This window comes from Qipengyuania marincola, assembly GCF_029688625.1.
Classification (GTDB): Bacteria; Pseudomonadota; Alphaproteobacteria; order Sphingomonadales; family Sphingomonadaceae; genus Qipengyuania.
Genome location: NZ_JARULC010000001.1, coordinates 880,346 through 902,334 on the forward strand (window position 1 = coordinate 880,346; position 21,989 = coordinate 902,334).

The 21,989-nt window shown below is 63.1% G+C and carries 21 protein-coding genes; 17 read left to right on the plus strand and 4 right to left on the minus strand.

All coding sequences use genetic code 11. The features are described 5' to 3' along the window. The first annotated feature begins 91 nt into the window (after positions 1–91). Positions 92–2,026 (plus strand): 2-oxoacid:acceptor oxidoreductase subunit alpha, encoded by a 1,935-nt coding sequence (locus P8Q88_RS04395; RefSeq protein ID WP_278322600.1) that lies wholly within the window; start codon positions 92–94, stop codon positions 2,024–2,026. Further along, the gene (locus tag P8Q88_RS04400; protein WP_278322601.1) at positions 2,026–3,060 is read left to right on the plus strand and encodes a 2-oxoacid:ferredoxin oxidoreductase subunit beta; all 1,035 of its coding nucleotides are present in this window, start codon (positions 2,026–2,028) and stop codon (positions 3,058–3,060) included. Before P8Q88_RS04395 ends, P8Q88_RS04400 begins: the two co-directional genes overlap by 1 nt. Positions 3,061–3,072: 12 nt before the next feature. Here the strand turns inward: P8Q88_RS04400 and P8Q88_RS04405 are convergent, their stop codons facing one another. Then, on the minus strand, positions 3,073–3,792 hold the full coding sequence (locus tag P8Q88_RS04405) for a phosphatase PAP2 family protein (RefSeq protein WP_278322602.1): 720 nt from the start codon (positions 3,790–3,792) through the stop codon (positions 3,073–3,075). Between the two features lie 68 nt (positions 3,793–3,860). Between P8Q88_RS04405 and P8Q88_RS04410 the strand changes: the two genes are divergently transcribed. The 4 genes from P8Q88_RS04410 to P8Q88_RS04425 are packed head-to-tail and all read left to right on the plus strand — an operon-like array spanning position 3,861 to position 8,721. Next, positions 3,861–4,817: a metal-dependent hydrolase gene (locus P8Q88_RS04410; RefSeq protein WP_278322770.1), complete on the plus strand. Its 957-nt coding sequence runs from the start codon at positions 3,861–3,863 to the stop codon at positions 4,815–4,817. A 27-nt stretch (positions 4,818–4,844) separates the two neighbouring features. Then, positions 4,845–6,245 carry a cryptochrome/photolyase family protein gene (locus P8Q88_RS04415; RefSeq protein ID WP_278322603.1) on the plus strand — a complete coding sequence of 467 codons (1,401 nt, stop codon included), beginning with the start codon at positions 4,845–4,847 and terminating at the stop codon, positions 6,243–6,245. Positions 6,246–6,286: 41 nt separating this feature from the next. Further along, positions 6,287–7,537 (plus strand): SAM-dependent methyltransferase, encoded by a 1,251-nt coding sequence (locus P8Q88_RS04420; RefSeq protein WP_278322604.1) that lies wholly within the window; start codon positions 6,287–6,289, stop codon positions 7,535–7,537. Beyond that, positions 7,534–8,721, plus strand: coding sequence for a serine hydrolase domain-containing protein (locus tag P8Q88_RS04425; RefSeq protein WP_278322605.1), 1,188 nt, complete (start codon positions 7,534–7,536; stop codon positions 8,719–8,721). Before P8Q88_RS04420 ends, P8Q88_RS04425 begins: the two co-directional genes overlap by 4 nt. A gap of 142 nt (positions 8,722–8,863) precedes the next feature. Here P8Q88_RS04425 and P8Q88_RS04430 read toward each other — a convergent pair whose 3' ends face one another. From P8Q88_RS04430 to purF, 3 genes are all read right to left on the minus strand, one after another. Then, positions 8,864–9,211, minus strand: a complete 348-nt coding sequence (locus P8Q88_RS04430) for a PilZ domain-containing protein (protein WP_278322606.1) — start codon at positions 9,209–9,211, stop codon at positions 8,864–8,866. Positions 9,212–9,324: 113 nt separating this feature from the next. Continuing rightward, positions 9,325–10,038 (minus strand): SDR family NAD(P)-dependent oxidoreductase, encoded by a 714-nt coding sequence (locus tag P8Q88_RS04435; protein ID WP_278322607.1) that lies wholly within the window; start codon positions 10,036–10,038, stop codon positions 9,325–9,327. Further along, positions 10,035–11,507 carry an amidophosphoribosyltransferase gene (gene purF, locus P8Q88_RS04440; protein WP_278322608.1) on the minus strand — a complete coding sequence of 491 codons (1,473 nt, stop codon included), beginning with the start codon at positions 11,505–11,507 and terminating at the stop codon, positions 10,035–10,037. Before purF ends, P8Q88_RS04435 begins: the two co-directional genes overlap by 4 nt. 171 nt (positions 11,508–11,678) lie before the next feature. Between purF and P8Q88_RS04445 the strand changes: the two genes are divergently transcribed. From P8Q88_RS04445 to P8Q88_RS04495, 11 genes are all read left to right on the plus strand, one after another. Continuing rightward, complete coding sequence (locus tag P8Q88_RS04445; protein WP_278322609.1) at positions 11,679–12,920, plus strand: lipoprotein-releasing ABC transporter permease subunit; 1,242 nt, start codon at positions 11,679–11,681, stop codon at positions 12,918–12,920. Further along, positions 12,913–13,599: an ABC transporter ATP-binding protein gene (locus tag P8Q88_RS04450; RefSeq protein ID WP_278322610.1), complete on the plus strand. Its 687-nt coding sequence runs from the start codon at positions 12,913–12,915 to the stop codon at positions 13,597–13,599. The genes P8Q88_RS04445 and P8Q88_RS04450 overlap by 8 nt, the downstream gene beginning before the upstream one ends. A 46-nt stretch (positions 13,600–13,645) precedes the next feature. Continuing rightward, on the plus strand, positions 13,646–13,924 hold the full coding sequence (locus P8Q88_RS04455; RefSeq protein ID WP_278322611.1) for a hypothetical protein: 279 nt from the start codon (positions 13,646–13,648) through the stop codon (positions 13,922–13,924). An 82-nt stretch (positions 13,925–14,006) separates the two neighbouring features. Then, a complete protein-coding gene (locus tag P8Q88_RS04460) occupies positions 14,007–14,516 on the plus strand; it encodes a hypothetical protein (RefSeq protein WP_278322612.1) in 510 nt (169 codons plus the stop codon). 7 nt (positions 14,517–14,523) lie between these two features. Continuing rightward, positions 14,524–15,003, plus strand: coding sequence for a glutathione peroxidase (locus tag P8Q88_RS04465; RefSeq protein WP_278322613.1), 480 nt, complete (start codon positions 14,524–14,526; stop codon positions 15,001–15,003). A gap of 31 nt (positions 15,004–15,034) precedes the next feature. Further along, complete coding sequence (locus P8Q88_RS04470; protein WP_278322614.1) at positions 15,035–15,355, plus strand: hypothetical protein; 321 nt, start codon at positions 15,035–15,037, stop codon at positions 15,353–15,355. A 73-nt stretch (positions 15,356–15,428) separates the two neighbouring features. Beyond that, a complete protein-coding gene (gene dnaE, locus P8Q88_RS04475; RefSeq protein ID WP_278322615.1) occupies positions 15,429–18,905 on the plus strand; it encodes a DNA polymerase III subunit alpha in 3,477 nt (1,158 codons plus the stop codon). 20 nt (positions 18,906–18,925) lie between these two features. Then, complete coding sequence (locus P8Q88_RS04480) at positions 18,926–20,530, plus strand: long-chain fatty acid--CoA ligase (protein WP_278322617.1); 1,605 nt, start codon at positions 18,926–18,928, stop codon at positions 20,528–20,530. Between the two features lie 7 nt (positions 20,531–20,537). Next, positions 20,538–21,026, plus strand: a complete 489-nt coding sequence (locus tag P8Q88_RS04485; protein WP_278322618.1) for a GNAT family N-acetyltransferase — start codon at positions 20,538–20,540, stop codon at positions 21,024–21,026. Positions 21,027–21,067: 41 nt separating this feature from the next. Then, positions 21,068–21,535 (plus strand): DUF411 domain-containing protein, encoded by a 468-nt coding sequence (locus P8Q88_RS04490; protein ID WP_278322619.1) that lies wholly within the window; start codon positions 21,068–21,070, stop codon positions 21,533–21,535. 25 nt (positions 21,536–21,560) lie between these two features. Further along, on the plus strand, positions 21,561–21,989 hold the full coding sequence (locus P8Q88_RS04495; protein WP_278322620.1) for a DUF1330 domain-containing protein: 429 nt from the start codon (positions 21,561–21,563) through the stop codon (positions 21,987–21,989).

A 21,989-nucleotide genomic window follows, 5' to 3' on the forward strand; every position in this document is an offset into this window, starting at 1 on the left:
AAACTTGATTGCGAGAGGATGGGGCGCCTCCTAGGTGCGGCTTCCCATGAGAACGGCGCGGGAGAGAGCCGCGCAAGACAAGGAATTCCGGATGGCTACAGCCGCCACCACCCCCGAGGGCGCCGCGTCCTCCACCCCCGACGCCATCGTCGTCCGCTTTGCCGGGGACTCCGGCGACGGCATGCAGCTGACAGGCGGACAGTTCACCCTGTCGACCGCGCTGGCGGGCAACGACCTGGCGACTTTTCCCGATTTTCCCGCCGAAATCCGGGCGCCGCAAGGCACGCTGTTCGGTGTGTCCGCCTTCCAGATCAACTTCGGCAGCCGCGCGATCAACACCGCGGGCGATGCGCCGGACGTGCTGGTGGCGATGAACCCGGCGGCGCTCAAGGTGAACCTTGCGGCGCTGAAGCCGGGCGGGCTGATCGTCGCCGACACGGGAGCCTTCACCAAGCGCAACCTCGACAAGGCACATTACCTCAGCAACCCGCTGGAAGACGGCAGCCTCGCCAAATACGACGTGCTGGCCTTCGACATCAGCGAGAAAACGATCGAGGCAGTGAAGCCCTTCGGCCTCGGCAACAAGGATGCGCTGCGCTCCAAGAACATGTGGACGCTGGGCCTTGCGCTGTGGATGTTCGGCCGACCGCGCAAGCCGATCCACGATTGGCTGAAGGCCAAGTTCAAGTCCAAGCCCGACATCGCCGACGCCAATATCGCCGCACTCGATGCGGGCCATGCCTTCGGCGAGACGGCCGAGCTGTCCGGCCCGATCCGCCAGATGGAAATGCCCCCGGTCGAAAGCGCCCCGGGACTCTACCGCACGATCACCGGCGCGGAAGCCGTGTCGCTCGGCCTGGTGGCGGGCGCGCAGCTGGCCGAATTGCCGATGTTCTTCGGCGGCTATCCGATCACGCCCGCCAGCGCGATCCTCCACCACCTCGCGCGGCTGAAGGAATACGGCGTCACCACTTTTCAGGCGGAAGACGAGATTGCAGCGATCTGCGCCGCCATCGGCGCAAGCTATGCCGGCCAGCTGGGCGTCACGAGTTCGTCCGGCCCCGGCATTGCGCTCAAGACCGAAGCGATCGGCCTCGGCATCATGACCGAGCTGCCGCTGGTGATCGTCAATTCGCAGCGTGGCGGGCCGAGCACCGGCCTGCCGACAAAGACCGAGCAGAGCGACCTCTATCAGGCCGTCTATGGCCGCAATGGCGATGCGCCCATGCCGGTCATCGCCGCACGCAGCCCGTCCGACGCATTCGAGGTCGCCATCGAAGCCTGCCGCATCGCGACCGAATACATGACGCCGGTCATGCTGTTGACCGATGGCTACATCGCCAATGCCGCCGAGCCGTGGAAGGTGCCGAACCCGGCCGATTTCACGCCGTTCCCGGCGCAATTCCTCACCGAACCGCGCGGCGAGCAATTGCTGCCCTACAAGCGCAACGAGAAGGGCGCGCGTCCGTGGATCAAGCCCGGCACGCCCGGCATGATGCACCGCATCGGCGGGATCGAGAAGCACGAGGAAACGGGCAATATCGACTATTCGCCCGACAACCACCAGCGCATGACCGACCTGCGCAAGGCGAAGGTCGAGAACATCGCCGTGCCCGATCAGGAGGTCGCGCTGGGCGAGACTTCGGGCACGCTCGCCGTGGTCGGCTGGGGCAGCACCTACGGCCCGATCCACCAGGCCGTGCGCCGAAGCATCGCGAAGGGCTGCTCGGTCAGCCACATCCACGTGCGCCACATCTGGCCGATGCCGAAGAACCTCGGCGAACTGCTCAAGGGCTTCGACCATGTGCTGGTGCCGGAAATGAACACCGGCCAGTTCAAGACCGTGCTGCGCGACCAGTTCCTCGTCGATGCGCAGCCGCTCACCAAGACCAGCGGCCAGCCCTTCCAGATTGCCGAACTGGAAGCGGCAATCGCGAAGTATTTCGATGGCATCGAAGGCAATGAGGGTGGGGAGGTCGCAGTCAATGACCAGCAACTTCCAAGCCCTGTTGCGGAGAACGACTGATGAACGCACCCGTTAAGATCGAGACCACGCTCAAGGACTGGGAAACCGACCAAGAGGTTCGCTGGTGCCCGGGATGCGGCGACTATGCCATCCTCAAGGCCGTGCAGCGCACGCTGCCGCAGTTGGGGGCGGATCCGGCGAATACGGTGTTTATCAGCGGTATCGGCTGTTCGAGCCGCTTTCCCTATTACATCGAGAGCTATGGCTTCCACACCATCCATGGCCGCGCGCCGGCCTTTGCGACGGGGGCGAAACTCGCCAATCCCGATCTCGACATCTGGCTGGTGACGGGCGACGGCGATGGCCTGTCCATCGGCGGCAACCATTTGATGCATGTCCTGCGCCGCAACGTGAACATGCAGATCATGCTGTTCAACAACGAAATCTACGGCCTCACCAAGGGCCAGGCCTCGCCGACCAGCCGCGAGGGGACCAAGTCGCCCTCGACCCCGATCGGTAGTGTGGACCATCCCGCAAGACCCGCGGCATTCGCACTTGGCAGCGGTGCGCGTTTCGTCGCGCGCGGGTTCGATGTGTCGAAGCATTTGCCCGAAGTGCTCAAGGCGGCCCATGCCCACAAGGGCGCGGCCTTCATCGAGATCTTCCAGAACTGCATCGTCTACAACAAGGACGTGTTCGACGATTTCGCCGCGCCCAAGGGGGCGGAAGACCGGCAGCTGTGGCTGGAAGACGGCAAGCCCATGCTGTTCGCCAAGGACACCAAGGGCCTGACGCTCAATCACGAGACGCTGAGCCTCGAAGTGGTCGATGTGGCCGACGGCGACTGGAAGAGCGCGGGCGTGATCGTCCACGATGTCACCAACCGTTCGATTGCCCACATGCTGGTCGAAATGCCGTTCGGCCCGTTCCCAATGGCGTTGGGCGTGCTTTACGACGATCCGGCCCCCACCTTCGAGGATGCCGTGACCGAGGAACGCGCCAAGGCGAGCGCCGGCAAGGAAGCGAACCTCGCCAAATTGCTGAGCAGCGGCCAGACCTGGACGGTCAGCGGCACTGCGCAGGACCCGATCTAGGCGGGACCCGATTTAGGCGGGGACCGGGTCTTCCCCCGGTTCCTCAATCTTGTGACGCTCCTGTAATCGGGTGGCGATGAGGCCCATCGCCAGCGCCCAGCTGGCCCCGACCGTCCAGCCGCCGAGTACGTCGGTGGGGTAATGTACGCCCAGATATAGCCGGCTGAACCCGATGGCGAGCACAAGCAGTGCGGCGCTGCCGATGGTGAATATGCGCGCACGGCGTTCGTCGAAACTGCGCGAAATCATGACTGCCAGCGTGAGGTAGACGATGGCGCTGTTCATCGAATGGCCGCTCGGAAAGCTGAGCGAGGTAACCTCGACCAGATGCGGGACCACTTCGGGCCGTTCGCGCGCGAAGAGGCTCTTGAGCAATTTGCCCATCACTGCACCGCCGCCGGTCGCGAGGGCGGTGTAGAGCGCCTGCTTCACGCGTCCGCGCATCAGCAGGAACGCGATGGCAAGCGCGGAGACCAGCGTCAGCACGGTCACGCCACCGAGCGCGGTTATGTCGCGCATCGAACCGAGCAGCCATGATGGCCCGACCGGTGCGGCGAGGTCCCCCGGCATGCGCAGCGCTTTCAGGAATGCGATATCGAAGGCCTGCGTGTCGCCTTCCATCATCTCGCCGGCCAGCTTGACGAACCCGCCGATCAGCGCGGCGCCGACCAGAAGACCGATCAGTAGGCCCTGTTCACGGTGGATATAGGTCCTGAGGGTGGATAGCTGCACAGCCGGTCCTTTGCGATGGTGCGGCGATAACGCATGAGTGGCCGAGGTTATCCGACAGGAGAGATACGCTGGACAATCTGACCCACTCCCTCGTCGGGGCGCTGATCGGGCAGGCGGGGTTCAAGAAGAAGACCGGCCTTGCCATGCCCGCGTTGATCATCGGGGCGAACCTGCCCGATGTGGATGCGGCGTGCTTCCTGTGGCTCGACGGGGTGGAGCATCTCGGCTTCCGGCGCGGGATCACGCATGGACCGCCTGCCTGGCTGCTGCTGCCGCTGGTGCTGGCGGGGCTGCTCTACGGTTTCGACCGCTGGCAGGCGAAGCGCGGCACGCGGCCAGCGGCGCGCTTGCCGGTGAGCTTCAAATGGCTTTACCTGCTCGGCTTCATCGGCTGCCTGACGCACCCGGCGCTCGACTGGCTCAACGTTTACGGCATCCGCCTGCTGGAGCCATTCTCCAGCCGCTGGTTCTACGGCGACACGCTGTTCATAATCGACGTGTGGCTGTGGGGGTTGATGGGCTCAGCGACATGGTTCTCGCTCCGCCGCGAGAAGCGGGGCGGGGATTGGCGGAGGCCGGCGCGCGTGGCGCTGAGCGTGGCGCTGGCGTATATCGGCGTGAACGCGGCCATAACCCATTCATACGAGCGGATGACGCCCATGAATGCTTCGGGACCGACGATCGCAAGTCCACTGCCCCTTGCCTTTTGGCAACGGGAAATGATCACACCGCTCGAAAACGGGCAGTTTCAAATTATTCCGAACTTCGCAGGTCCGACCGAGGAGCGGGTTCGACCAGATATTCTTGGCGATCCTGCGCTTGCCTATTTTTGCGATCTCGACCGGATCGCCAAGCTTAATTCACAGACGCGCGCATTCCTCTTCTGGTCGCGCTCGCCATTTCTGGAGAGAGCGCCTAACGGCTCGATCCTGCTCCGCGATGCGCGCTTCTACGATCCGCGTGCGCGTGACCGCTTCACCGTGGCGCTGCCCCTTGTGACGTGCGAGGAACTTCCCTCGCGTTGATCCCGTTGCCTCGCAAAAGGGGATTTCATGGCTTCACCACAAATCGTCTGGCTGCGGCGCGACTTGCGCATGAAGGACCAGCCCGCGCTCCATGCCGCCGCGCAGTCAGGGCCGGTGATCCCGGTCTATATCCTCGACGACGAGCGCGCAGGCGATCGCAAGCTGGGTGGGGCGCATCGCTGGTGGCTGCATCATTCGCTGGAGGACCTCGCGAAAAGCTACGGTCGCCGCAATGCGGAGATCGTAATGCGCCGGGGCGACAGCGTCTCCGTGCTGCAGGGCATCGCGCAGGAAACCGGCGCGAGCGCGATCCACGCGAACCGTCATTACGAACCCTGGCACCGCGAGGCCGAGGAAGACCTGCACGATGCGCTGAAGGACAGCGAGTGCGAGCTGGTGCTGCACGATGGCAACTACCTGCTGCCCCCCGGCACGGCGCGCACCGGCGGCGGCGATCCCTACAAGATCTACACGCCCTTCATGAAGGCGGTGAAGGAGCTGCTGCCCCCGCGCGACGAGCTGCCCGAGCCGGGCACGATCTCGCAGCCGTCCGATATGCCGGAGAGCGACGATCTCGCCGACTGGAACTTGCTGCCGACCAAGCCCGACTGGGCAGGGGGTCTGCGCGATTTCTGGACCGTGGGCGAAGATGCCGCGCATGAGCGGCTGGGTTGGTGGGCGGATCACGTCGGCGGCTATGACGACGGGCGCAATCTGCCGAGCGAGGATGCGACCTCGAAAATGTCGCCGCACCTCCACTGGGGCGAAATCTCGCCCGTCACCATCTGGCACCGCATGAAGGACATGCGCTCCGACGGGTGGCAAGTTTACGAGAAGGAGCTGATCTGGCGCGACTATGCGCAGAACGTGATCTGCCAGTTCCCGAAATACCCCGAAGAAAGCTACCGCGATTACGATGAGCAGACGCTGTGGCGGAACCCCAATCGCGGTCACATCATCCAGTCCGAACTGGAGGCGTGGCAACAGGGGCAGACCGGCTATCCGATCGTCGATGCCGGCATGCGCCAGCTATGGCAGACCGGCTGGATGCACAACCGCGTCCGCATGATCGCGGCCAGCTTCCTCATCAAACACCTGCTGATCGACTGGCGCCATGGCGAGCGCTGGTTTTGGGACACGCTTGTCGATGGCGACTATGCGAGCAACGGCACCAATTGGCAGTGGGTCAGCGGCACAGGCGTCGACAGCAACATGTTCCCGCGCATCATGGCCCCGCTCAGCCAAAGCGAGAAGTTCGACGCGGCGGAGTATATCCGCGAATACGTGCCGGAGCTTGCCGATCTGGACGACGAGCATATCCACGATCCCGACGACAAGCATCGGCCGGACGACTACCCGGAGAAGCTGATCGGCCACAAGGAAGCCCGCGAGCGCGCGCTGCAGGCTTATCGGGACAGCAAATCATAGACGCTTGAGGATGGCGCCGCTCCGCGCCATAGCCACGCGCAATGGACATGCAGACCACACTTCGCGGACGAAGCCTGACCGAGGGGGCGCAGCGCTTTGCAAGGCGGCCCGGCGTGTTCGCTCGGATGTTCGTACCGGGGGTCGAGAAGATCCTCGACCGGATCGATCAAGCGCTGATTTCCGGCACGATCCACGGCACGCTGCCCGACGGCACGCCGCGCACGCTCGGCGGCCGCGCGCCGGGGTTCGAATGTACGGTTGAGCTGCGGAGCTATAACGCGCTGCTGCGGCTCGCGAGCAATGGTTCGGTCGGCTGGTATCAGGCATGGGAAGCAGGCGAATGGTGGAGCCCCGATCCCGTGCCGCTGTTCGCGCTGTTCATGCAGCATGCGACGCGGCTGGGCGATACGGCACGCGCGAAGGGTCCGTTCCGCCATGCGCTGAAGCTGGCGCATCTCTTCAATCGCAACACACATGAGGGCGCGCAGAAGAATATCAGCGCGCATTACGACCTCGGCAATGATTTCTACGAGGCATGGCTCGATCCGACGATGAGCTATTCCTCCGGGCTCGACGTCACGGCGGACGGGCTGGAAGCGGCACAGAAGCGCAAGTGGGACGCGCTGGCGTCACGCACCGGCGATGCCGCCACGGTGCTTGAGATCGGCTGCGGCTGGGGCGCGCTGGCGGACGATCTGGCGCGGCGAGGCAGTGACGTCACCGCCATCAGCCTTTCGGGCGAGCAGCTCGACTGGGCGAGGGCACGCCACAGTGACGCCATCCACTTCCGCAAGCAGGATTATCGCGACACGGCCGGCAGCTATGATGCCATCGTGTCGGTCGAGATGGTCGAGGCGCTGGGCCGCGAATACTGGCCGACGTTCATGGATTGCATCGCGCGCAACCTGAAACCGGGCGGACGCGCGGCGATCCAGTACATCTCCATCGACGACGATATCTTCGAGGATTACGCGGCCAGCGCCGACTTCATCCAGGCTTATATCTTTCCCGGTGGCTTGCTCATCCGGACCAGCGAATTCCGCAAACTGGCCGAAGAGCGCGGACTTGTTTGGAAGGATCAGCACGATTTTGGCCTCGACTATGCGGAAACGCTGCGGGCCTGGCGGCAAAATTTCGACGCCGCCGCGCGCGAGGAACGGTTGCCAGCGGGCTTCGACGAGGGTTTCTGCGATCTCTGGCGCTATTACCTGATGTATTGCGAAGGCGGGTTCCGTGGCGGCGGGATCGATGTGCACCAGGTCACTCTGGTGAATGAAGGAGACTTAGGATGAGGGCATTTCTTGCATCGACCCTGGCCATTGCCTTAGCAGGCTGTGCGACGGCCTATGAAAACACGCCCGTGGCGGCAGCGCCAGCGGTCACGCAAAGCATGCCCGAACGAATGGCGAGCATGGACCCCGGCGATTCCATCTTGTTCTGGGACGACGCGCGGCGCTCTGCTGCGTTTCGCGATATGGAGTCGCTCTTTCCCGGTCTCGAAGTCGCCGCCGCTGCCGATCCGCGGGACTTGCGCCGTGGTCCGCCTCTGTCCCGCGATGTCCAAGTGGCAATCCGCGAGTTCATGACCGAAACCGAAGCCGCCGGTGTAATGGTGCTCGACGATGGCACCGTGCGGTTCGAGGAATATGGGCTCGGCCTCATGCCCGCCGACCGGTGGACCAGCTTTTCTGTGGCCAAAAGCTTCACCTCCACGCTGCTTGGCGCGGCAATTGCCGATGGCGCGATCGACAGCGTTGATACGCCCGTGACCGAAATCATTCCCGCGCTTGCCGGCACCGCCTATGATGGCGTTACCGTCGGGCAGGTTGCGAGCATGACGTCCGGAGTAGCGTGGAATGAGGATTACACCGACCCGAACAGCGATGTCGCCCGGATGTTATCGGTCACCCCGGTCGCGGGAGAATCGCAGGCGGTGACCTATGCAAAAACCCTTTCTCGAGAGGCACCGGCAGGCGAGAAGTGGGTCTACAAGACGCTTGAGACCAACCTCCTTGGCCTGATCGTCGAGGAAGCTACCGGCAAATCGCTCGCCGCCTATGCGGCGGAGAAGATCGTCGAGCCTGCCGGGTTCGAGGGCGGGCTCTTCTGGATGCAGGACCTCACCGGCGGCAATATTGGCGGCTGTTGCCTGTCGCTGCGCCTCGCGGATTATGCGCGCATGGGCCAGTTTGCGCTCGAAGGCGGCAAGGGGGTCGTTCCGGAAAACTGGTTTGCCACCGCAGGATCGCCGCTGGTCGATTTCGGCGCCAGTGCACCGGGCTTCGGCTATGGCTATCAGTGGTGGACTTACCCCGGCGCTTATGGCGCGCAGGGGATCTTCGGACAGGCGATTACTATCGTTCCCGAGAGCGACCTCGTCGTGGCGGTCATCAGCAACTGGCCTACCGCCACAAGCACGGCCAACCGAAACGCCTTTCGCGATATGGTGGGCAAGATCGCAGCCGATCTCGATTGAACGCAGTGGTGGCGGCGACCGCTAGCGGCACCGCCACCGGCAACGAGCACTCGGGACACGGTTCAGGCCGGGCCCTGAGGCCGCTGCCAAAGCGTTCGGTGTCGTTGCCTGTCTGCGTGAATAGGATGGGGTACAATCCCGCTCAGTAAGAGCGGTAGTTACCCGCGCCGGTGTAGCGACCGATGATGTTGTCATGCACGATCGGCGACAGCAGCTCGTTGAAAGCGCAGCCGACCATGCAGTTTTCCCACCAGACGACCTGCGCCTGGAGCGATTCCAGACCGGGCAGGGTGAGCCAGCACATCTGGCCCTCGTGCATGCGGTTGAGCGCTGCGGCGGAAAATCCCGAAATCGAAAGATCGTGTACCACGGTCTGGAAAGCGCGTCCGCCCGACGCACGAAGCTGGCCCGGGATGGTGAGCTTGGTCCGCGGTGCGCAGCGATCTTCCTGCGCGGCGACAAGATAGCGATCCTGTGTCTGGTAGGTCATATGACGCCCTTCCAATTCGAGTTTCCGGCGGTTTCGAGGCCGCTCGCGCCCGTGAATACTTAAGCCGAATCTCGGCCTTTCAGGTTACCAAACGGTAAACCGGTCGGGTTAATTCACTCTTCCACCCGCTCTCGGTGGAAGCCCTCGAAATCGTTAACAAGCAGCTCGACTATGCGGCTGCCAACCGTTTCGGGTGGTTTGACGGTCTGCGGGTCTTCGCCGGGATAGGCTTTTGCACGCATTGCCGTGCGAGTCGCACCCGGATCGATCAGCGCGACCCGAACCTTCGACACTTTCTCAACCTCGGCCGCATAGCATTCGAGAAGGTTGTCGAAAGCAGCCTTGGTTGATCCGTAGGCCGACCAATAGGCGCGAGGGGTCTCGCCGACGCTGCTTGTCAGGCCGAAAACCCGCCCCGCATCGGCACGCTTGAGCAGCGGATCGAAATTGGCAAGCAATGCCTGAGTCGCCAGCACGTTGACTGTTATCGCCTGACTGAACTGCTTGCCGTCGATCTGAGTAACTGGCGTGAGAGTCGGCAGGTAAGCTGCTGAAACAACCAGCGCATCGAGCTTGTCCCATCGTCCGGCAACGGCCGATGCCAGGCGTGCGATGCCGTCGCTTTCAGCAAGGTCGACTGGCGCGATAGTAGACTGCCCGCCAGCCTCGTGAATGGCATCCTCGACCTGTTCCAGCCCACGGACATCGCGTGCGGTCAGGACGACATGCGCGCCCGCCTTCGCAAGGGCCTGAGCCGTCGCGGCGCCGATACCCTTGCTGGCCCCGGTTACGAGCGCAAGCCGGCCGTCGAGCGGCATGTCGCTCATTCGGCAGCCTCGACGGGGAGCGCAAGCTGGCCTTGTTTTTCCTCGCGGCGGACAAGGTCGGTCAGCGAAGTCGGATAATCGCCCGTGAAGCAGGCATCGCAGAATTGCGGGCAGGTGCTGTTGCGCGGCTTTTCGCCAACCGCGCGATAGAGTCCGTCGATGGAGACGAAGGCGAGGCTGTCCGCCCTGATGAATTCGCGCATCGGTTCCACATCCATGCGGGCGGCCAGCAGCTTGGAGCGTTCGGGCGTGTCGACCCCATAAAAGCAACTGTGCGCAGTCGGCGGGCTGGCAACGCGGAAATGGACTTCGATGGCGCCGGCATCACGCATCATTTCGACGATCTGGAGTGAGGTCGTGCCGCGCACGATGCTGTCGTCGATCAGGACGATGCGCTTGCCCTCGACCAGGGCGCGATTGGCGTTGTGCTTGCGCTTGACGCCCGCATGCCGCGCGCCGTCGCTCGGCTGGATGAAGGTGCGCCCGACATAGTGCGAACGAATTATGCCGAGTTCAAAGGGGATGCCCGATTCCTGCGCATAGCCGATCGCTGCCGGCACGCCGCTGTCGGGTACGGGGATCACGAGGTCCGCCTCGACCGGCTTTTCTCGCGCCAGTTCGGCGCCGATCGCCTTGCGCGCTTCATAAATGCTGCGGCCGTCGAACACGGAATCGGGACGACTGAAATAGACATGCTCGAAAATGCAGGGGCGCGGAGCGTGATTCCCGAACGGATGCAGGGAGTCGATATTGCCGTCGAAATCGACCCGGATGACTTCGCCCGGCTCGACCTGGCGCACGAACTCTGCGCCGACCACGTCGAACGCCACGGTCTCGGACGCGAAGACGGTCGCATCGCCGATCCGCCCCATCTGCAGCGGGCGAATGCCGAGCGGGTCGCGGCAGGCGATCATTCCTTCCGGCGTCATCACGATTAACGCATAGGCACCCTCGAGCAAACGCAGCGCGTCGATCAACCGGTCCATGATCGTGGGATATCGGCTGGTTGCGACCAGGTGAATGATGACCTCGGTGTCGCTGGTCGACTGGAAGATCGATCCGCGCCGCACGAGATCCTCGCGCAGCATCCCGGCATTCGAGATATTGCCATTGTGCGCAACGGCAAAGCCTCCGCTCGCAAGATCCGCATAGAGCGGCTGCACGTTGCGCAAACCCGAACCGCCGGTCGTCGAGTAGCGGACGTGTCCCGCGGCCATCATGCCGGGCAATTCGGCGATGGCCTCTTGGCTGGAGAAGTTTTCCGCAACATGTCCGATGCCACGGCGAGTAAAGAATTCCGCGCCATCGAAGCTTGTAATCCCGGCGGCTTCCTGGCCGCGGTGCTGCAACGCGTGCAGCCCCAGCGCGGTCGCCGCCGCGGCATCGGTCGCATTGACGGCACCGAACACGCCGCACTCTTCGCGCAGCTTGTCGCCATCCTCGTCGAGAAACGGGTGGGTGAGGTTCATCGAAGGGCCTGTCCGCGCCAGCAATCGGGATGCGCGACCCAATGGCGATGTTACGCGACGATTACAAGGGCAGTGCGGCAAGTGGCATAGTGATCGGCCGACAGGATTTCATTGCAGCGACAGCTTCGCCTGCTAAGGCCCGTGGACCAAACAGGACGTGTAAGGGCCGGCTTGATCCTCTCCGCTTTCGAACGAACGATTGCCCGACGCTACTTGCTGCCCGGCAGGAGCGAAGCATTCATTGCGCTTGTCGCGGGCATTTCCATCACCGTCGTCATGTTGTCGGTCGCCATGCTCGTGATTGTCATGAGCGTGATGAACGGGTTCCGCGCCGAGCTGCTCGACAAGATCGTCGGGCTGAACGGCCATGCAATCGTCCAGGCCTATGGCGGTAAGTTGGAGGATTGGGAGTCGATCCTCGAGGAGGTGCGCGAAACCCCCGGCGTTACGGCGGCAAGTCCGCTCATCGAGCAGCCCCTGCTGACCAGCTTCAACGGCCGCGTCGAGGCAATACTCGTGCGCGGCAACACTCCGCAGGACATCCGCGACCTCGGCAGCAAGGTGGTAAGCGGCAATATCGACGCGCTGCAGCCTGGCGCGAGCAGAGTTGCGATCGGGGTCCGGCTTGCGGAGAACATCGGCGCGCGTGTCGGAGACACGATCACCATCATCAATCCGCAAGGCCGCTCGACGCCTTTCGGCACTGTGCCGCGCCAGATCGGCTATGAAGTGTCGGCAATTTTCGAAGTGGGTGTCTACGATTATGATGGCGCCTTCGTGGTCATGCCGATGCAGGATGCGCAGACGCTGCTGCTGCTCGGGGACACGGTGAGCATGATCGAGGTCACTGTCGAGGACCCCGATGAAGTCGGCGAAATCCTTGCTCCCGTTCAGCGTGCAGTTCAGGGCAGGGCGGTGGTGGCCGACTGGAAAACGATCAACTCGACCTTGTTCGAGGCGCTTCAGGTTGAGCGCGTGGCGATGGCTTTCGCATTAAGTTTCATGGTTTTGGTCGCGGCTTTCAATATCCTTTCGAGCCTCGTAATGCTGGTGCGTGCCAAGACGCGCGATATTGCGATCATGCGGACTATGGGCGCGACCCGCCGCAGCCTGATGAAGATTTTCGTGACAACCGGCTTCACGGTTGGTGCCATCGGTACGCTTGCCGGGCTGGTGCTCGGTTTCATTGTCCTTACATTCCGCCAGCCCATCGTCACCGGGATCGGTTGGCTGACCGGGGTAGAGCTGTGGGATCCGCAAGTCCGCTTCTTGACCACATTGCCATCCAAAACTGATCCGGTCGAGGTGGCGCTGATCGTTCTGCTTGCGCTGGTGCTGAGCTTCCTGGCCACGCTTTATCCTGCGTGGAAGGCTGCCAGCACCGATCCCGTCCAGGTGCTTCGCTATGAATAGCGGTGGCGTGCGACCGGTGGTGGAACTGAAGCAGCTCACGCGCAGCTTCGAGCAGGGTGGGGAGCGGATTGACGTCCTGCGCGGCGTCGATCTGGCCGTGCAACCGGGCGAGATCGTAGCCTTGCTCGGACCCTCCGGCTCAGGCAAGTCGACGCTCTTGCAAGCAGTCGGCCTGCTGGAAGGTGGATTTGGCGGCGAAATCTTCATCGCTGGAGAATCTGCGGAGAAATCCGATTCCCATGCCCGGACTCTTCTGCGGCGCGAGCACCTCGGTTTCGTTTACCAATTCCACCATTTGCTGCCCGATTTCGACGCAGTCGAGAACGTGGTTCTGCCGCAACTCGTATCGGGAAAACCACGCGAGGAAGCCGAACATCGTGCCCGGCAGTTGCTGACCTCCCTCGGGCTCGGCCATCGGCTGGACCACCGACCGAGCCAGTTGTCGGGGGGCGAGCAGCAACGCGTGGCTGTCGCACGCGGGCTTGCCAACCGGCCAAAGCTGGTGCTCGCCGACGAGCCCACCGGCAATCTTGACGAACACACCAGCGACCGTGTGCTGGAGCAATTCCTTGCCCTGGTCCGAGGTGAGGGCAGTGCCGCCCTGATCGCGACACATAACGAGCGGTTAGCCGCGCGCATGGATCGGGTCGTACGCCTGCACGAAGGGCTGCTCGAGTAGGACCCGAAGGGCCGCTGGCGAGTTTGGTCATTAAAGGAGATTTTGCATGACCGACCACCCCAGCACCTACCGCGCCGAAGATACCCATCGCCCGGGCATCCAGTGGGACGATCGCGCGAGCCTGCACCGAGAAGGTGATGGCGACGGAGTGCTCGACGGTGCGAAGGGGCTGCGTCAGGGCACATTCGCCGACCTCATCCGCCACATCATGCTTATGAGCCCCGACGAGCGCAGCGAATATTACATCGAGAAGCTGGGTGATCGTGAATACCATGCGGAAGAAATCGCCATGCTCGCAGCGCGCGATGATTTCCCGCGTTCTTAGCGGGCGGTCACGCTCTCGTCGAAGCGCCGCATACGGTTCGGCAAAGATGTGACAGGTTTCTCCCGAGAGGGGAAATGCTACCATGCTTACGTCCGCCGCAGCCGCGCTGCTGATCGCCCAAGTCAACATTCCCGCCACGCCACCACCGCAGCCATCATGCGAAACAGAGGCGCATTCCGCTTTCGATTTCTGGGTCGGAGAGTGGGAGGTTTATCCCAAGGGTCGCGAAGAGAAGGTCGCCGATAGCCGGATCGAGCGAGTCAGCGCAGGCTGCGCCATCCTCGAAAACTGGATGCCGCTCCAGGGGCCGGAGGGCAAAAGCCTGACCGCTCTGGACCCGCAGACCGGCCGCTGGCACCAGCTATGGATCGGCGGTCAGCCAGGCCGCGTATTCTTCGACGGCGGTCCGGTCGATGGCGCGATGGTGCTGACCGGCTATTGGGGCAAGGATCAGGAGGGCACTCCGCAGCTTGTGCGAATGACATACAGCGTGCAGGAGGACGGCAGCGTGCGCCAGTACGGTCAGGCATCCTCGGACCATGGCCAAACGTGGCGGGACAGCTTCGACCTTATCTATCGCCGCAAGGATTAACGCCCCCATGACCACAATCGCCGATTTCACTGTATCGACCAGCAAGGGCGAGGCGCTCGACCTTGGCGAGAAGCTCGGCAAGGTTCTGCTGGTGGTCAATACCGCCAGCAAGTGCGGTTTCACGCCGCAATATGACGGGCTGGAAGAGCTGTATCAGCGCTATGGCGACAAGGGTTTCGAAGTACTGGCCTTCCCCTGCAATCAATTCGGCAACCAGGAACCGGGCGATGCGGAGGAGATCGAGCAGTTCTGCAAAGTGAATTTCGGCCTCACCTTCCCGCTGATGGCGAAGGTGGACGTAAACGGCGACGAAGCAAGTCCGCTATTCGACTGGATGAAGAAAGAGGCGCCCGGCCTGATGGGATCCAAGGCGATCAAATGGAACTTCACCAAATTCCTGATCGACCGGAAGGGAAACGTCGTAAAGAGGTACGGCCCGGCCGACGCGCCAAAAGGCATCGCCGTGGATATCGAGAGCCTGCTGTAACCGTTCCGGCGGCCCGCGCGAAAGGCAGACCATGCTTGCTGATATCAACCAGTGGTTCCTCGCCCTCGGCGCCGAATATGGCGTCAATCCCTACATCTTCGGCGGGATTTATGTGGGAGCGATCCCCTTTTTCCTGCTCTCGATCGGCTGGCTGGTGAAGCGCGCGCGAGCAGGACGTTCCACGGTGGTGCCGACCATGCTGGCCGGGTTCTTTTTCGTCTCCGCCTACCTTTACCTGGCGATCGCGGGGCGGAATATTCCGATCTGGGTCTGGATCTTCCTGGCCGCGCTGGTGATCTATGGCGCTATCTCCACGATCCGCGATACGCGCAAGAAGATTCGGGAGGGCTGACTTCTCCACGCGCTGTGGAGAAAGAGCGCTGCGGGAGCCTTCCGAATCCGCGTAAAACCCTTAACTTGTGGCTATGAGCTACAAGCCTTTCGTCCCACTGCGCGTGTTGTCGGCATATTCGATGCTCGAAGGGGCAATCGATCCCAAGGCGATGGCCAAGCTGGCGAAGGAACGCGGCTTTCCCGCGATCGCGATCGCGGACCGCAACGGGCTTTACGGTGCGGTCATGTTCGCCAACGCCTGCAAGGCGGAAGGTATTCAGCCGATCATCGGCACGCTTCTGGGCGTCGCGAGGGATGCCGAGGGCAAGCAGGTCGACTACCTGCCGCTCTATGCGCAGGACGAGGCGGGCTACGACAATCTTTGTCATCTGGTTTCCAAAGCGCATCTCGAACGCCCGCTGGAATTTGAGCCGCATGTGCGGATGGAGGATTTCGAGGGTCGCACCGGTGGGCTGATTGCGCTGACGGGGGCGAGCGAAGGGGTCGTAACGCGGCTTCTGGCGGAAGGTCAGCAAAGTCATGCCGAACTTGCACTGGATCGCCTGCAGGCGCTGTTTCCGGACAGGCTCTACATCGAACTCGCGAGGCGCGGAGATGAGGTAGAGGAGCGTGCTGAGGATGCCCTCGTCGATTTGGCCTATGCGCGAGACCTGCCGCTGATTGCGACCAACCCGGCAAACTATGCCGAACCGCACATGCATAAGGCGCATGATGCAATGCTATGCATTGCCGGCTCGACCCATATCGAGGCCGAGGAGCGCGCGCGGTCCAATCCGGAAAGCTACGTCAAGACCTACCACATGATGGACGAGGCGTTCGCCGACCTGCCCGAAGCAGTCGAGAACACTATCGTCCTTGCGCAGCGCTGCGCCTACGCGCCGCCCTATCGCGACCCGATCTTGCCCAGCCTTGCGGGCGATCTGGAAGGCGAAGCGCGGGCGCTGGAAGAGGACGCGCGCAATGGCCTCGAAGCTCGGCTGGCGCCCTATGGCGAGATGTCGGAAGAAGACCGCAAGGTCTATTTCGACCGGTTGAAGTTCGAAGTCGACATCATCAACCAGATGGGCTTTCCCGGCTACTTCCTGATCGTTGCCGACTTCATCAAATGGGCCAAGGATCAGGACATTCCCGTCGGCCCGGGCCGTGGCTCGGGTGCGGGCAGCCTTGTCGCCTGGGCGCTCACGATTACCGATCTCGACCCGATCCAGCTCGGCCTGCTGTTCGAACGCTTCCTCAACCCCGAGCGCGTATCGATGCCCGACTTCGACATCGACTTCTGCGAAACGCGGCGCGGCGAGGTGATCCGCTACGTCCAGCAGAAATACGGCCACGATCACGTCGCGCAGATAATTACCTTCGGTAAGCTGAAGGCCCGCGCCGTGCTGCGCGATACGGGCCGCATTTTGCAGATGAGCTACGGCCATGTGGATCGCCTCTGCAAGATGGTGCCCAATCACCCGACCGACCCCTGGACGCTGCCCCGCGCGCTCAATGGCGCGGCAGACTTCAAGCGCGAATACGATAACGACAATGAGGTGAAGCGCCTCGTCGATCTCGCGATGCAGCTGGAGGGCTTCCCGCGCAACAGCTCGACCCACGCCGCTGGCGTCGTGATCGGCGATCGCCCGCTGGCGCAACTCGTCCCGCTTTACCGCGACCCGCGCTCGGACATGCCGGTGACGCAATACGACATGAAGAATGTCGAGAGCTCCGGCCTCGTGAAGTTCGACTTCCTTGGATTGAAGACGCTTTCGGTGCTCAAGAAGGCCACCGACCTGCTCAAGCGGCGCGAGATCGACATCGACCTCTCGACGCTCCCGCTCGACGATCCCAAGGTCTATGAGCTGATGAAGGCGGGCAACACGGTCGGTGTGTTCCAGCTGGAATCGGAAGGCATGCGCCGCACGCTGACGGCAGTGAAACCGACAAATTTCGGCGACATCATCGCGCTCGTGTCGCTCTATCGTCCGGGTCCGATGGACAACATTCCGCTGTTCGGCAAGCGCAAGGCGGGCGAGGTCGCGATCGAATATCCGCACGCCAAGCTCGAAGGCATCCTGGCCGAGACATATGGCATCTTCGTCTATCAGGAACAGGTCATGCAGGCCGCGCAGATCCTCGCCGGATATTCGCTCGGGGATGCCGACCTGCTGCGCCGCGCCATGGGCAAGAAGGTGCAGGCCGAAATGGACGCCCAGCGTGAGCGGTTCGTCGAGGGCTGCAAGGAAGTCTCCGGCATTGAAAAGGCCGAGGCGAATGCGCTGTTCGACTTGATCGACAAGTTCGCCGGCTACGGCTTCAACAAGTCGCACGCTGCGGCCTACGCGTTGCTCGCCTACCAGACGGCGTGGCTCAAGGCGCATTATCCGGAAGAGTTCTTCGCCGCGTCTATGTGCTTCGACATGCACCAGTCGGAGAAACTGGCCGTCTTTGTCGACGATGCGCGGCGCAGCGGAATCAAGGTGCTGCCACCCGCGCTGAACTATTCCGAGGCGGAATACAGTGTCGAGCAGACCGACGATGGCTATGCCGTGCGCTATGCGCTGGCGGGCATTCGCAATGTCGGCGAACGGGCGATGGAAGCGATCGTCCACGAGCGGGAGGTCAGCGGCAAGTTCGAGAGCCTGCAGGACCTGTTCGAGCGGCTGCCCAAGGGCTCGATGAATTCTCGTCAGCTGGAGGCGCTGATTTCGGCCGGCGCACTCGACGAATTCGAGACCAACCGGGCGAAGCTGTTCGCCAATGCCGACATGCTGCTGGCCATCGCGGACGCTGCCGAGCGCGAGCGGTCGAGCGGGCAGGCGGCGCTGTTCGGCGGCGACGATGCGGCGAGCGAAGACACGCTGCGCCTCAAGGATGCCGATCCCTGGCCGCGCGCGGAGCAAATGGCGCGGGAGAAGGAGAACTTCGGCTTCTACTTCGCCGAGCATCCGGTCGAAGCCTGGCGCACCGTGGCAAGCGCGCAGGGTGCGCGCAGCTATGCCTCGCTTATGGCGAGCGGCGCCCCTCCCGGCGGCCGCGCGGGTGCGGTGATGGCAGCCATGGTCGAGAAGGCGAGCAAGGGAACCACCAAGCGCGGCAAGCCCTTCATCCGCGCCGATTTCTCCGACAGCTCCGGCCAGTTCAGTGCCGCCTGTTTCGAGGAGGGCATGGTCGATCGCTTCCTCGAATGGGCGGAGAACCAGACCTGCGTAAAGCTTGACGTCGAGCTCGACAGTCCAAGTCCCGACGAACCGCCGCGGATTACCGTGCGCGGCGCCGTCCCCTTGGATGCAGTGAAAGGCAGCATGGCGATGCTGCTCACTCTCGAGGTTGAGAATGTCGATGCCCTCATGGAGCTGGCAATCGCGCTTCAGACGGCAGGCGAGGGCGGCGACGAGGTGATGGCGACACTGCACACCGGCGATCCCGAGCCGCCGGTCATGCGCCTCGGCCGTACATTTTGCATCGATGGAGAGCTCGCTGAACGCTTGGCAAGCGTGCCCGGCCTTGCCAAGGTGCAACTGACCGCGCGACGGGGGAAGGCAAACCTGCGCCTCGTCGCCTGAATACGGCGAGAGGAGAGCATATGTCGTTAGGCGCCATGCAGGATTGGACCATGCGGATTTCGCATGTGATCGACCATGCTGCGAGAGAAGCCCCAACCCGCGAGATCGTGACCCGCTGGGCCGATGGCAGCGAGACGCGGACCAATTGGGCGGGCATCCACCGCGATGCGCGCAAGATGGCGCAGGCGCTACAGGCGCTCGGCCTCAAGCCGGGGGACAAGGTCGCGAGCCTCGCGATGAACCATTCGCGCCACCTCGTCAGCTGGTTCGGGGTCGCGGGGATGGGCGGCGTCCTTCACACCTGCAATCCGCGCCTGTTCGAAGAGCAGCTGGAGTATATCGTCGGCCATGCCGAGGATAAGGTGATGCTCTACGATGCGGCCTTCCAGCCGATCATCGACAAGATGCGCGACCAGTGGCCGACGGTCGAACATTACATCTGCTTCGATCCGCCCGAGGGCAGCGATGCCACGGCTTTCGAAGACTGGATTGGCGCGCAGAGCGGCGAATTCGAATGGGTCGCGGGCGACGAGCGCGATCCCTGCATGATCTGCTACACCAGCGGCACTACCGGCAATCCCAAGGGCGTGCAGTATGAGCATCGCTCCACTGTGCTCCACGCGCTTGCCGGCTTGCAGCCGAGCACATTCAATTTCAGCGCGTCCTCGGTAATGCTGCCGGTCGTGCCGATGTTCCATGCGGCGAGCTGGGGCCTGCCCTACGCTGGCGCGATGGCGGGGATCAAATTCGTGTTCAGCGCGGTCAACGATCCGGCCGTGCTCGACGAGATGATGAAGAAGGAAGGCGTGACCGACAGCGCCGGCGTGCCGACCGTCTGGCTTGCCCATTTCCAATACTGCGATGCCAACGATATCGAGCTGCCCAAGCTACGCGCGGCAACCATCGGCGGTTCGGCCGCCCCGCGCTTCATGATCGAGCGGCTGATGAAGAATGGCACCCGCGTCCAGCACGCCTGGGGGATGACGGAAACCTCGCCTATCGGCACCGTCGGCGGCCCCACAGCGGACTGGGACGAGATGACCTTCGATCAGAAGGTCGAGAAGACCATGAAGCAGGGCCGCCCGATTTTCGGCGTGGAGCTGCGCACGGTCGATCTCGACGATCGCACCAAGGTCCTGCCGCGCGATGGCGAGGCATCGGGCGCGCTACAGATCCGCGGCCCGTGGGTCGTCAAACGCTACTTCAAGGCCGAAGAAGACGCGCTGACAGCTGATGGCTGGTTCGATACCGGCGATGTCGCCATCCTGCACCCGGACGGCACGATGCAGATCACCGACCGCACCAAGGACGTTATCAAGTCCGGCGGCGAATGGATCAGCTCGGTCGAGCTCGAAAACGCCGCAGTCGGCCACCCTGCCGTGGCCGAGGCGGCTTGCGTCGGCATGTTTCACCCCAAGTGGGACGAGCGCCCGGTGCTGTTCGTGGTCAAGAAGGAGGGCAAGGACTGCACGGCGGAAGAGGTGGTAAACTTCCTCTCCGACAAGGTGGCCAAGTGGTGGCTGCCCGATGCGGTCGAGTTCGTCGACGACATCCCGCACACCGCCACCGGCAAGATCAGCAAGAAGGACCTGCGCGATCGGTTCAGCGACTATACGCTCGCCTGACGTAGCTGTGCGCACCGCAGTGGTGGAGGATGCCGCTGCGGTGCAGGCGATCTACGCCCATCACGTCGCGCACAGCACGGCGACCTTCGATACCGTGGCACCGGACGAGGCGTTCTGGCGCGAGAAAATCGGCGCGGTTGCAGCGCGTGGCTGGCCGTTTCTCATGGTGGAACGCGATGGCGAGGTGGGGGGCTATGCCTATGCAACCCAATTCCGCGACCGCGCGGCCTATGCGCATACTTGCGAAAACAGCATCTATATCGCCGACTTACAGCGCGGTTCGGGCCTCGGCTCCACCTTGCTGGCGGCGCTGGTCGATGCAGCGGGCGACGCGGGCTTCGAGCAGATGATCGCAGTCATCGGCGGGGGCGAACCCGCCTCGGTGGCGCTGCACGGCAAGCTCGGCTTCGTCGAGGCAGGGCGGATGCGGCAGGTCGGCATGAAATTCGGACGGCGGCTCGATACAGTTTACATGCAGCTAGCCCTGCATAGATAAGCTGCGACAGTCGCTTGCAAGACTTTCCAAGGAGTATTCGAATGCCCCGCTTTCGCCCTGTTTTTGCACTGGCCCCGCTGGCGTTGATCGCCTGCGCGCAGGCCGCCTCCGCCAGTACCATCAACGTGGCGAAGACCCCGTGGTGCGGCTGCTGCAGCGAATGGATCGAGCGGATGCGCGATGCCGGTTTCGAGATGTCCGTACGCGACGTCGAGAACACGACGCCGGTCGCGGATGCGGCCGGTGTGCCCGCCAATCTGCGCAGCTGCCACACCGCGACCGTTGGCGGGTATGCCATCGAAGGCCATGTGCCTGCCGAAGACATACGGCGCCTGCTCGATGAAAAGCCGGATGCCGTCGGCCTCGCCGTGCCGGGCATGCCCATCGGCTCTCCGGGGATGGAAGTGGCGGGGCGCAGCCAGACCTACCAGACCGTCCTGATCATGCGTGACGGCAAGCACCGCGTATGGGCGACCCATGAGGGGACAGCCGAAGCCCACAAGCACTGAGCACGATCGAGTACGGAGAGACAATTTGACCAACTACATCGACCCGAGCCGTGCCAATTTCGAGGCGTTCAAGGCCCTCCCGCGCGACGAGCCGATCCACATGCTCAACCTTCTGCTCTATCGCGACAAAGCCGAGTATCCCGAGGGTCACGAGCATCATGGCAACGGCTGGAGCGGCCGCCGCGCCTATGAGGAATACGGGAAGACCAGCGGCCCGATCTTCCGCCGCGTGGGTGGCTCCATCGTGTGGCGCGGCGCGTTCCAGACCATGGTGACTGGCCCGGACGACATGCGCTGGCACGATGGCTTCGTGGCGGAATATCCGAACAGCGGCGCATTCTTCGAGATGATCACGGATCCGGAGTACCAGAAGGCGGTCGTCAACCGCACGGCGGCGCTGGTGGATAGCAGGCTGGTACGGTTTGCACCGGGTGATGCGGGCGACGGGTTCTAG